An 11,721-nucleotide genomic window follows, 5' to 3' on the forward strand; every position below is an offset into this window, starting at 1 on the left:
CGGCCGCGGGCGGACCAACTGGCGGGAGTACGTGGGTGACGGACACCGGGCGACAGCAGCCGGGCGGACAGCAGGGGGAGCCCGCGCCCGCGGGCGGGGAACCGGGGGAGTCCGGGACCGCGGCGGGTGCCGGGGGGTCCTCGCGGGGCGCGTCGGCGCCTGCGCCCGTGGCGCGGGCGCAGACGCCGACCGCGGAGGCCGCGCAGTCGGACGGCCTCGCCGGCGGGGCGTCGGCGACGGCGTCGGCGTCGGCCGAGACGGTCGCCGGGGCACCACCGCGTGAGCGCCGCAGAGATGCGCTCGCGCCCGCGGCGCTGACGGTGCCCGGCGGGGCGGACCGGCGGGACGCGGTGGGAGGGCCCGCGGCCGAGACTTCGGCGGAGCGGAGCGTGGCCGGCTCGGCGCCCGCCGGTACCGGGCCGGGCAAGCGCGCGGCCGGTGTGCAGGCGAGTGCGCGGCGCGGTCCCGGTGACGCACCCGTGGCCGGGCTCGTACCGTCGGCCGGAGCGGACGGAGTGCAACCGGCGGGCGGCGTGGCGTCCTTCGTACCGGAATCCGGTGAATCCGGCGAATCCGGGGCGCCGCAGGCCGAGGAGACGTACGCCGCGACGCGGGTGCGGCTGCTCCGCGCCGAGGGCGGCACGGAGCGGCGTGCCGCGCTGGCCCGGGCCACCGACCGGTGGCTCGCCGGCCTGCTCCACGGGGCGACCGGCGGCGAGGGGCCCGGCGGATCGGGCGGGGCCCGCGAACCTCACGAGCCCGGTGACACCGGCGGGTTCGGCGAGGCCGGCGATGCCCGCGGACCCCACCGGCCCACCGGTGCACCCGAGTTGCGCATGCCCGGTGACGCCGGCGGCACCCCCGCGCCCGACGACGCCCGCGGAACCCGTGCCGACCGCGGCCCCCACGGACCCGGTGCCGTCCGCGGAACCGGCGGCGCCCGCGGCCCGCGTGGCGTGGCCCTCGTCGCCGTCGGCGGCTACGGGCGCGGTGAGCTGTCCCCGCGCAGCGACCTCGACCTGCTGCTCCTCCACGACGGCTCCCTCCGCCCCGGCGCACTCGCCGCACTCGCCGACCGCCTCTGGTACCCCGTCTGGGACATGGGCCTCGCCCTCGATCACTCCGTCCGCACCCCCGCCGAGGCGCTCAAGACCGCCGGCGAGGACCTCAAGGTCACCCTCGGCCTGCTCGACGCCCGCCACGTCGCCGGCGACGCCGCGCTCACCGCCGCGCTGCGCACCGCCGTCTTCGCCGACTGGCGCAACCGCGCCGCCCGCCGGCTCCCCGAGCTGCGCGAGCTGGGCCGGGAGCGCGCCGAGCGCCACGGTGAGCTGCAGTTCCTGCTGGAGCCGGACCTGAAGGAGGCCCGCGGCGGCCTCCGTGACGCCACCACCCTGCGCGCCGTCGCCGCCTCCTGGCTCGCCGACGCCCCCCGCGCGGGCCTGGACCGCGCCCGCGCCCGGCTCCTCGACACCCGCGACGCGCTGCACCTGACCACCGGCCGCGCCACCGACCGCCTCGCGCTGCAGGAGCAGGACCAGGTCGCCGGCGCCCTCGGCCTGCTCGACTCCGACACCCTGCTGCGCGAGGTCTACGAGGCCGCGCGCACCATCGCGTACGCCACCGACGTCACCTGGCGCGAGGTCGACCGCGTGCTGCGCGCCCGCGGCGGCCGGCGCGGCACCGCCCGCCTGCGGAGTCTCCTCGGCGCCTCCCCCCGCTCCGCGCAGCGCGACCCCGCGGAGCGCACCCCGCTCGCCGAGGGCGTCGTCGAACAGGACGGCGAGGTCGTCCTCGCTCGTACCGCGCGTCCCGCCCGCGACCCCGTGCTGCCGCTGCGTGCCGCTGCCGCCGCCGCGCAGGCGGGGCTGCCGCTGTCGCTGCACGCCGTACGGCTGCTGGCGGCGCAGGCGCCGCCGCTGCCCGTACCGTGGCCGGACGAGGCGCGCGAGCAGCTGGTGACGCTGCTCGGGGCCGGCGAGGCCACGGTGCCGGTGTGGGAGAGCCTGGAGGCGGAGGGGTTCATCACCCGGCTGCTGCCCGACTGGGAGCGGGTGCGCTGCCGCCCGCAGCGCAACCCCGTGCACCGCTGGACCGTCGACCGCCATCTCGTCGAGACGGCGGTACGGGCCGCGGCGCTCACCCGCCGCGTCGGCCGGCCGGATCTACTGCTGGTCGCCGCGCTGCTGCACGACATCGGCAAGGGCTGGCCCGGCGGCCCGGGCGGGCACAGCGTCACCGGCGAGACCATCGCCCGGGACATGGCCCGGCGCATCGGCTTCCCCGCCGCCGACGTCGACGTCGTCGCCGCCCTCGTCCGTCACCACCTGCTGCTCGTGGAGACCGCCACCCGGCGCGACCTGGACGACCCCGCGACCGTACGGCTCGTGGCCGACGCCGTCGGCGGGCGCGGCACGCTGGAGCTGCTGCACGCGCTCACCGAGGCCGACGCGCTGGCCACCGGGCCGGCGGCGTGGAGCGCCTGGCGGGCCTCGCTGGTCGCCGACCTGGCCGGACGGGTCGGCGGTGCGCTGGCCGGCGAGCCGGTCGGCGCGGCGGCGGGGGAGCGGGCCGACCGGGCGCCGGGCGCGGAGGAGGAGCGGCTGGCGGTCGAGGCGTGGCGTACGCGCGGACCGGCGCTGACGGTGCGCGCCAGGACCGAGGAGCCGCCGCCGGCGGCGGAGCCGGGCGCGGGCACAGCCGTGCAAGCGGACTCGGGCGCAGGCGTGGACGCGGGCGCAGGCGTGGACGCGGGCGGTACGGAAGACGCCGGCACCCTGCCGCTGGGCGTGGAGCTGCTCGTGGCCGTCCCCGACCGGCCGGGCGTGCTGCCGGCGCTCGCGGGCGTGCTGGCGCTGCACCGGCTGACCGTACGCACCGCCGAGCTGCGCCCCCTGCGGCTGCCCCCGGGCGTCGCCGACGACTCGCCCGCGCCGCGGGCCCCGGCACCCACCACCGCCCCGGCCGGCCCCGACGCCGCCGGCTCCACCCCCGCCGACCCCGGCGCCGCCCCGCACGTCCTCCTCCTCAACTGGCGCGTCGCCGCCGAGTACGGCTCCCTCCCCGCCGCCGACCGCCTCCGCGCCGACCTCGTGCGCGTCCTCGACGGCACCCTCGACGTCCCCGCCCGGCTCGCCGAGAGGGAGAAGGCGTACCGCCCCCGCCGCCGCGGCACCCCGGCCCCGCCGCCCCGCGTGACCGTCGCACCGGGCAGCTCCCAGGTCGCCACCGTCATCGAGGTCCGCGCCCAGGACGCCCCCGGCCTGCTGCACCGCATCGGCCGCGCGCTGGAGGCGGCCGGCGTGCAGGTGCGCGGCGCGTACGTCAGCACCCTCGGCGCCAACGCCGTCGACGCCTTCTACGTCACCGACGCCGCCAGCCGCCCGCTCGCCGATCCGGAGGCCGGAGAGCTGGCGCTTGCGGTGGAGGCGGCGCTGAGTTGAGCCGAGCGTGACTTCTACGGCCTGCCCGGCGGCGGCGATCCGCAGGGTGCGCTGCCGCCCGATGCGCTCTCCGCCGACGCGGTGGTGTGCCGCGGGGATGCCGCCCTCGCCCGGGCTTGCCCCTGGCGAGGGTGTTTGTTTCGCGCGCCGGATACCCTAGAGAGCGCGATTGCCTCCACCCCCGACCTGAGGACCGACGAGCGCCGTGTTCGACACTCTTTCCGACCGCCTGGCGAGTACGTTCAAGACCCTCCGCGGGAAAGGCCGGCTCTCCGAGGCGGACATCGACGCGACCGCGCGGGAGATCCGCGTCGCCCTCCTGGAGGCGGATGTCGCGCTGCCCGTCGTACGGGCCTTCATCAAGCAGGTCAAGGACCGCGCGCTCGGCGCGGAGGTCTCCCAGGCGCTCAACCCCGCCCAGCAGGTCATCAAGATCGTCAACGAGGAGCTCGTCGGCATCCTCGGCGGCGAGACCCGTAGGCTCCGGTTCGCCAAGACCCCGCCGACCGTGATCATGCTCGCGGGCCTGCAGGGCGCGGGCAAGACGACCCTCGCCGGCAAGCTCGGCAAGTGGCTGGCGGGCCAGGGCCACACGCCCATGCTCGTCGCCGCCGACCTCCAGCGCCCCAACGCCGTCAACCAGTTGCAGGTCGTCGGCGAGCGCGCGTCCGTCGCCGTCTTCGCCCCCGAGCCGGGCAACGGCGTCGGCGACCCGGTCCGGGTCGCGAAGGACTCCCTCACGCACGCCCGCGACAAGCAGTACGACGTCGTCATCGTCGACACCGCGGGCCGCCTCGGCGTCGACGCCGAGATGATGCAGCAGGCCGCCGACATCCGGGACGCGGTCGGCCCCGACGAGATCCTCTTCGTCGTCGACGCGATGATCGGCCAGGACGCCGTCAGCACCGCGGAGGCGTTCCGCGACGGCGTCGGCTTCGACGGCGTCGTGCTCTCCAAGCTCGACGGCGACGCCCGCGGCGGCGCCGCGCTGTCGATCGCGCAGGTCACCGGCAAGCAGATCATGTTCGCCTCCAACGGCGAGAAGCTGGACGACTTCGACGCGTTCCACCCGGACCGCATGGCGTCCCGCATCCTCGGCATGGGCGACATGCTGTCGCTGATCGAGAAGGCGGAGCAGACCTTCACCCAGCAAGAGGCCGAGAAGCTGGCGGCCAAGCTGGCGAAGGGGCCGAAGGAGTTCACGCTCGACGACTTCCTGGCGCAGATGGAGCAGGTCCGCAAGATGGGCTCCATCTCCAAGCTGCTCGGCATGATGCCCGGCATGGGCCAGATGAAGGAGCAGATCAACAACCTCGACGAGCGGGACGTGGACCGTACCGCCGCGATCATCAAGTCGATGACGCCGGGCGAGCGCCACGACCCGATGATCATCAACGGCTCGCGCCGGGCCCGTATCGCGCGCGGTTCCGGTGTCGAGGTGAGCGCGGTGAAGGGCCTGGTGGAGCGGTTCTTCGAGGCGCGCAAGATGATGTCGAAGATGGCCCAGGGCGGCGGCATGCCGGGGGTGCCGGGCATGCCCGGTATGCCGGGCGCGGTCGGCGGCAAGCGCAAGGGCAAGCAGCAGAAGAAGGCCAAGGGGCGCCAGCGCAGCGGCAATCCGATGAAGCGCAAGGCCGACGAGCAGGCCGCGGCCGAGCGCCGGGCCGCCGCCGCGGGCAGCCCGTTCGGCGGCGGCGCGGATCAGGCTCCGCAGGACTTCGAGCTGCCGGAGGAGTTCAAGAAGCTGCTCTGACGGCTCTGACGGCTCTGACGGCTCTGACGGCTCTGGCCGCGCGGGCCGCCGGCGTCCGTCGTAAACGAGTATCTGCGGCCCGCGGCCAGCCCCTACGATCTCCGCCATGGCAAAGGCACCCGTACTCACCCCCCAGGCGGACGACTTCCCGCGCTGGTATCAGGACCTGATCACCAAGGCCGAGCTGGCCGACAACGGTCCGGTGCGCGGCACGATGGTCATCCGACCGTACGGGTACGGGCTGTGGGAGCGGACGCAGCGGGAGATGGACGACCGGATCAAGGCGGCGGGCGCGCAGAACGCGTACTTCCCGCTCTTCATCCCGCAGTCCTACCTGGCCAGGGAGGCCGAGCACGTCGAGGGCTTCGCGCCCGAGCTGGCCGTCGTCACCCACGCCGGCGGCAAGGAGCTGGAGGAGCCGGTCGTGGTCCGGCCCACCTCCGAGACGATCGTCAACGACTACTTCGCCAAGTGGGTGCAGAGCTACCGCGACCTGCCGCTGCTGATCAACCAGTGGGCCAACGTGGTGCGCTGGGAGCTGCGGCCGCGCATGTTCCTGCGCACGACGGAGTTCCTCTGGCAGGAAGGGCACACCGCCCACGCGACGTACGAGGAAGCGCGCGACTACGCGGCCCGTATCCAGCGCGACGTGTACGCCGACTTCATGGTGAACGTGCTCGCGGTCGACGTGCTCCCGGGCCGCAAGACCGCCGCCGAGCGGTTCGCCGGCGCACTCAACACCCTGACCCTCGAAGCGATGATGCGCGATGGCAAAGCGCTGCAGATGGGCACCAGCCACGAGCTGGGCCAGAACTTCGCCAGGGCCTTCGGCACGCGGTACCTCACCGCGGACGGCACCCGCGAGCACGTGTGGCAGACCTCCTGGGGCTCCACGACCCGCATGGTCGGCGGCATGATCATGGTGCACGGCGACGACGACGGACTGCGCGTCCCGCCGCGGCTCGCGCCCGTGCAGGCCGTCGTGCTGGCCGTGAAGGGCGACGGGGACGTGCTCGCCAAGGTGCGCGAGGCCGGCGACCGGCTGGTCGCCGCCGGCGTACGGGTCCACGTGGACGACCGCGTCGACGTCCCCTTCGGCCGGCGGGCGGTGGACTGGGAGCTGAAGGGCGTGCCCGTACGCGTCGAGATCGGCCCGCGCGACCTGGCCGCCGGCACGGCGACGCTGGTCCGGCGCGTGCCCGGCACCAAGGAGCCGGTGGCGCTCGACGCCCTGCTCGACGAGCGCGCGGGGCTGCTGCCGAAAATTCTTGAAGAGGATCAGGAACGGTTGCTGCGCGAGTCACGTCGAATGCGTGAGGAGCGGACGACGGACGTGCGTACGGTCGCCGAGGCGGCCGAGGCGGCGGTGTCCGGCGGCTGGGCCCGTATCCCGTGGGCGGACCTCGGCCCCGAGGGCGAGGCGAAGCTGGCGGAGCAGGCCGTGTCGGTGCGCTGTCTGGTCACGGCGGATGGGGCGGTGCCGGGGGCTGACGACGAGCCCGGTACGCTCGCGGTCGTCGCCCGGGCGTACTGACCGCCGCGGGTTTCGGGCCGCCGGAGGACGCGGCCGGAACGCAGGGCGCGAAGGGTGCATGACGGTGCACAAGCGGTCACGTACAACTTTGTTGTGACCTGATCGTTTATGCGGCGAACCTTCACAGATCTGTGCAAGCGCCCCCTCCCAACCGCATCATCGTGAACTGACGGGTAGATGCAAATTATTTGGGATGCCGGGAATCGGAACACCGAAGGCGTCCCGCTCGTTAGTCCCGACGTGAGCACGACACCACTTGTACTTGCCGCGGAGCTGGCAGCCGCGTGGGCCGAGATTCAGCGGCACCACCCCGAGCTGCCGGACCTCGCCGCGCCGGAATCACTGATCGGGGAGTCCTCGTCCGCCTGCGGGGCGGAGCTGTCCTTCGAGAGACTCCTGCACGAAGCCGTTCACGGCATTGCCGCAGCCCGCGGGGTCAGGGACACCTCCCGGGCCGGCCGCTACCACAACAGACGTTTCCTCGCCATCGCGGAGGAGCTGGGCCTCGACCACCCCGACGAGCCCCACCCCAGCAGCGGGTTTTCCCTGGTCACCCTCACCCCGGCCGCCAAGAAGCGGTACCGCGCGGCTGGCGAGCGCCTCCGCAAGGCGCTGCGGGCGCACGACGCGGCCACCGCCGCCGACAGCCCGCGCAGCTTCCGCGGTCCCGCGGCCCGGCACGGGTCGTCGGGCGGTGGTGTGCGGGTGAAGGCCGTATGCGACTGCGGACGGAACGTCCGCGTCGTGCCGTCGGTCCTGGCCCAGGCCCCGATCGTGTGCGGCGGCTGCGGCAAGCCGTTCCGCATCCCGGAGACCGCCGCGGCGGCCTGACCCCCGCCCGCGCTCCCGATCGTCGAACCCGCTCGCCGAATCCCTCCCCCTGATCCGCGATCCGATCCCGTACGCGCGCCGGCGGACCGCCGGCCGGATCGCCGGGGCGGCCACCTGAAGCGGCGTGGGCCGCCCCGTACGGGGACGTCGCGCAACCGCCCGACCGGGCGGCGCCCTCGCGGGCACCGGCGGGCGGTACGAGGCGTGCGACGGCGCGGGCGGGGCGGGCGGGGCGTCGGGACCGTGTGGCACAATGGTCAGCTGAACTCGACAGCCGCACAGGAACCCTCTCTCCTCCGGCTGGCGCGTCCATCGGGCGCCAGGGCACTGCAACCCCACGCAGCACCTCGGACCGCCCAATCACGTCAACTTCAGGAGACACCACTCCCGTGGCAGTCAAGATCAAGCTGAAGCGGCTGGGCAAGATCCGGTCGCCGCACTACCGCATCGTCGTCGCCGACTCGCGCACCCGCCGTGACGGCCGGGCCATCGAGGAGATCGGGCTGTACCACCCGGTCCAGAACCCCTCGCGCATCGAGGTCGACTCGGAGCGGGCGCAGTACTGGCTGGGTGTCGGCGCGCAGCCGACCGAACCGGTGCTCGCCATCCTCAAGGTCACCGGCGACTGGCAGAAGTTCAAGGGCCTGCCGGCGCCCGAGCCGATGAAGGTCCCGGAGCCGAAGGCCGACAAGCGTGCCCTCTTCGAGGCCGCGGCCAAGGACGCCGCCGACGAGCCCAAGGGCGACGCGGTGACTCCCAAGGCGAAGAAGGCTGAAAAGGCCGACAAGGCTGAAAAGGCCGACAAGGCTGAAAAGGCCGAGAAGGCTGAGAAGACCGACAAGGCCGAGAAGGCTGACAAGGCTGACAAGGCCGAGAAGAAGGCCGACGCCGAGCCCGCCGGGGCCTGACGATGCTCGAAGAAGCCCTTGAGCACCTGGTGAAGGGCATCGTCGACAACCCCGACGAGGTCGAGGTCAGCGAGCGCAACCTGCGCCGCGGGCGGGTGCTGGAGGTCCGGGTGCACCCCGAGGACCTCGGCAAGGTCATCGGCCGCAACGGCCGTACGGCCCGCTCCCTGCGCACCGTCGTCGGCGCGCTCGGCGGCCGGGGCATCCGCGTCGACCTCGTCGACGTGGACCAGGTCCGCTAACCCGCCGCCGCACGGCGGCGGCGCAGCGGAACAGTCGTCACCGGCACGGGCCGGGGAGGCCGGCAGGCGCCCCGGCCCGTCGCCGTACGCGAACACCCGGCCGTCCCCGTCCCGTACGCCCGCGGCGTACCGGCCGGCGGCCCATGTCGTACGAAGAGGAAGGCACCCGTGCAGCTGGTAGTCGCGCGGATCGGCCGCGCCCACGGGATCAAGGGCGAGGTCACCGTCGAGGTACGCACCGACGAGCCCGAACGGCGGCTCGGCCCCGGCGCCGTCCTGACCACCGACCCGGCGTCCGCCGGGCCGCTGACCATCACCGCCGGGCGGGAGCACAGCGGGCGGCTGCTGCTGCGCTTCGAGGGCGTCGCCGACCGCACCGCCGCCGAAGCCCTGCGCAACACCCTCCTCATCGCCGACGTGGACCCCGACCAGGTCCCGGACGACCCCGATGAGTTCTACGACCACCAGCTCGCCGACCTCGACGTCGTGCTCCGCGACGGCACTCCGGTGGGGCGCGTCGCGCAGGTGGCGCACCTGCCGTACCAGGACCTGCTGGTCGTCGAACGACCGGACGGCGGCGAGGTGCTGATCCCGTTCGTCACCGAGATCGTGCCCGAGATCGACCTCGGCGCGCGGCGCGTCGTCGTCGAGCCGCCGCCCGGGCTGCTTGACGCGGCCGGCGGCGGGGGAGCGGGTTCCCCGTGAGGATCGACGTCGTCTCGATCTTCCCCGCGTACCTGGAGCCGCTGAAGCTCTCGCTCCTCGGCAAGGCCGTCGAGCGCGGCCTGCTCGACGTACGCGTCCACGACCTGCGTCAGTGGGCCTTCGACCGGCACAACACCGTGGACGACACCCCGTACGGCGGCGGCCCCGGCATGGTCATGAAGCCCGAGCCGTGGGGCGCCGCCCTGGACGCCGTCGCCGGCTCCGGCCCCGGCGACCCGGTGCTCGTCGTCCCCACCCCCAGCGGCCGGCCGTTCACCCAGGAACTGGCCGTGGAGCTGGCCGCCGAGCCCTGGCTGGTCTTCGCCCCGGCCCGGTACGAGGGCATCGACCGCCGCCTGATCGAGGAGTACGGCGACCGCTACCGCCTGCACGAGGTGTCCATCGGCGACTACGTCCTCGCCGGCGGCGAGGCCCCCGTACTCGTCATCGCCGAAGCCGTCGTACGGCTGCTGCCCGGCGTCCTCGGCAACGTCGCCTCCCACCGGGACGACTCCTTCGCCCCCGGCGCCATGGCCGACCTCCTGGAGGGCCCCGCCTACACCAAGCCCCCCGACTGGCGCGGCCGGCCCGTACCCGACATCCTGCTCAGCGGCGACCACGGCCGCATCGCCCGCTGGCGCCGCGACCAGGCGCTGCGCCGCACCGCCGAGATCCGCCCCGACCTGATCGAACGGGCCGGCCCCGGGGCGTACGACGAGGACGACCGCGCGCTGCTCGCCGAACTCGGCTGGGCCGAGGGGAGCGACGGACGATTTTGGCGTACGGGCGCCGACGTGGAAGAATAGGCGGCTGTTGCCTGCCGTCCGACGCGGCGCCCCTGCCACAGGGGGACACGACGCCCGTACGACGCTGCAGCATCCTCTGTCCCACTTCGGACTCTTGTCGATGACCTGTGGCATCGGCGAAGAAAGCAGACGGTCATGAACCTTCTCGAAAGCGTCGACGCAGCCTCCCTGCGCAGCGACATCCCGGCCTTCCGGCCCGGCGACACGGTCAACGTCCACGTGCGCGTCATCGAGGGCAACCGCTCCCGTGTCCAGCAGTTCAAGGGTGTCGTCATCCGCCGGCAGGGCGCCGGGGTCCGCGAGTCCTTCACCGTCCGCAAGGTGAGCTTCGGCGTCGGCGTCGAGCGCACCTTCCCGGTGCACACCCCGGTCGTCGAGAAGATCGAGCTCGTGACCCGCGGCCAGGTCCGCCGCGCCAAGCTGTACTACCTGCGCGACCTCCGCGGCAAGGCCGCGAAGATCAAGGAGAAGCGCGAGAGCTGACGCAGCCGGTCCACGCGGGCGAACGGCCATATTAGGCTTCGCTGCGATGGACACTGAGCTGCGGCCCGAGGAGCGCGACGGCTCCTCCTCCCCGGAGTCCGGGCGGGAGGAGACATCGCGCTCCTCTTTTGTACGTCCGCTGCGCTGGGCCCTTGCGCTCGCGGCCGGCTGCACCGTCATCGGGTTGCTCGTCAGCGCCTTCGTCGTCCAGCCGTTCCTGGTGCCGAGCAGTTCCATGGAGCCGATTCTCCAGCCCGGCGACCGGGTATTGGTCAACAAGCTCGCTTACGCGTTCGGGGACGAACCGAAGCGCGGAGACGTTGTGGTCTTCGACGGCACCGGAACCTTCGCCGCCGCCGCTGGCGGCGGCGGACCGGTGCCGGGCCTGCTGCGCAAGGCCGGAGCGGCCACCGGCCTTGCCGAGGCCGACGGCACCGACTACGTCAAGCGCGTGATCGGTGTCGGCGGTGACCGGGTGGCCTGCTGCGACGCACGGGGGAGGGTGACGGTGAACGGAAAGCCGCTCGACGAGCGGGAGTACCTGTATCCGGGCGACGCCCCGTCGCTGGTCGAGTTCGACGTGATCGTGCCGCCGGACCGGCTGTGGGTCATGGGCGACCACCGGAGCGACTCCCGCGACTCCCGTGACCACCTCGGGTCGCCGGGCGGCGGCACGGTGTCGGTGGACAAGGTCGTCGGCAGGGCGGACTGGCGTGGCTGGCCGCCGGACCGGGTCGGTTCACTGGGGCGGCCGGCATATGGGGGGTAGCCACGCGCGTCACGCTGGCCGCGGTCCGGGGGACGGGCGCGGTGCGGGCAGGGGGCGCGGCGGCGGCCGTGGTGCGGGCGAGGGGCGTGGTGCCGGTGGTGGGCGCGGTCCGCGTGATCCGTACGGTGCCGGCGGCGGGGGCGGTCCGCGTGATCCGTATGGTCCCGGTGGCGGGGGCAGGCCGCGTGATCCGTACGGTCCCGGCGGGGGAGGCAGGCCCCGTGATCCGTACGGTCCCGATGGCGGT

10 protein-coding genes are annotated in these 11,721 nt (G+C 74.2%); all 10 read left to right on the forward strand.

The features are described 5' to 3' along the window. The first annotated feature begins 167 nt into the window (after window positions 1-167). The 10 genes from T328_RS26420 to lepB all read left to right on the forward strand — a co-directional run bounded on the left by T328_RS26420 (window position 168) and on the right by lepB (window position 11,474). Entirely contained in the window at window positions 168-3,443 is a 3,276-nt protein-coding gene (locus T328_RS26420) for a [protein-PII] uridylyltransferase (RefSeq protein WP_496498677.1), read from the forward strand. A 205-nt stretch (window positions 3,444-3,648) separates the two neighbouring features. Then, a complete protein-coding gene (gene ffh, locus T328_RS26425; RefSeq protein ID WP_496498678.1) occupies window positions 3,649-5,196 on the forward strand; it encodes a signal recognition particle protein in 1,548 nt (515 codons plus the stop codon). A 106-nt stretch (window positions 5,197-5,302) separates the two neighbouring features. Then, window positions 5,303-6,730: a proline--tRNA ligase gene (gene proS / locus T328_RS26430; protein WP_496498679.1), complete on the forward strand. Its 1,428-nt coding sequence runs from the start codon at window positions 5,303-5,305 to the stop codon at window positions 6,728-6,730. Window positions 6,731-6,970: 240 nt separating this feature from the next. Continuing rightward, window positions 6,971-7,561, forward strand: a complete 591-nt coding sequence (locus T328_RS26435) for a hypothetical protein (protein WP_407561454.1) — start codon at window positions 6,971-6,973, stop codon at window positions 7,559-7,561. A gap of 389 nt (window positions 7,562-7,950) precedes the next feature. After that, window positions 7,951-8,469 (forward strand): 30S ribosomal protein S16, encoded by a 519-nt coding sequence (gene rpsP, locus T328_RS26440; RefSeq protein ID WP_496498680.1) that lies wholly within the window; start codon window positions 7,951-7,953, stop codon window positions 8,467-8,469. Between the two features lie 2 nt (window positions 8,470-8,471). Further along, window positions 8,472-8,711: an RNA-binding protein gene (locus T328_RS26445; protein WP_407561455.1), complete on the forward strand. Its 240-nt coding sequence runs from the start codon at window positions 8,472-8,474 to the stop codon at window positions 8,709-8,711. 168 nt (window positions 8,712-8,879) lie between these two features. After that, the gene (gene rimM / locus T328_RS26450; RefSeq protein ID WP_496498681.1) at window positions 8,880-9,416 is read left to right on the forward strand and encodes a ribosome maturation factor RimM; all 537 of its coding nucleotides are present in this window, start codon (window positions 8,880-8,882) and stop codon (window positions 9,414-9,416) included. Then, window positions 9,413-10,222 carry a tRNA (guanosine(37)-N1)-methyltransferase TrmD gene (gene trmD / locus T328_RS26455; RefSeq protein ID WP_496498682.1) on the forward strand — a complete coding sequence of 270 codons (810 nt, stop codon included), beginning with the start codon at window positions 9,413-9,415 and terminating at the stop codon, window positions 10,220-10,222. Before rimM ends, trmD begins: the two co-directional genes overlap by 4 nt. Before the next feature lie 135 nt (window positions 10,223-10,357). Beyond that, window positions 10,358-10,705, forward strand: coding sequence for a 50S ribosomal protein L19 (gene rplS / locus T328_RS26460; protein WP_496498683.1), 348 nt, complete (start codon window positions 10,358-10,360; stop codon window positions 10,703-10,705). 46 nt (window positions 10,706-10,751) lie between these two features. After that, window positions 10,752-11,474: a signal peptidase I gene (lepB, locus tag T328_RS26465; protein ID WP_496498684.1), complete on the forward strand. Its 723-nt coding sequence runs from the start codon at window positions 10,752-10,754 to the stop codon at window positions 11,472-11,474. Window positions 11,475-11,721 lie beyond the last annotated feature (247 nt).

This window comes from Streptomyces sp. CNX435 (assembly GCF_059570575.1).

Coding starts and splice junctions, on each gene's coding strand:
- proS (WP_496498679.1), top strand. CDS start 5,303: ATGGCAAAGGCACCCGTACTCACCCCCCAGGCGGACGACTTCCCGCGC.
- T328_RS26445 (WP_407561455.1), top strand. CDS start 8,472: ATGCTCGAAGAAGCCCTTGAGCACCTGGTGAAGGGCATCGTCGACAAC.
- rplS (WP_496498683.1), top strand. CDS start 10,358: ATGAACCTTCTCGAAAGCGTCGACGCAGCCTCCCTGCGCAGCGACATC.
- lepB (WP_496498684.1), top strand. CDS start 10,752: ATGGACACTGAGCTGCGGCCCGAGGAGCGCGACGGCTCCTCCTCCCCG.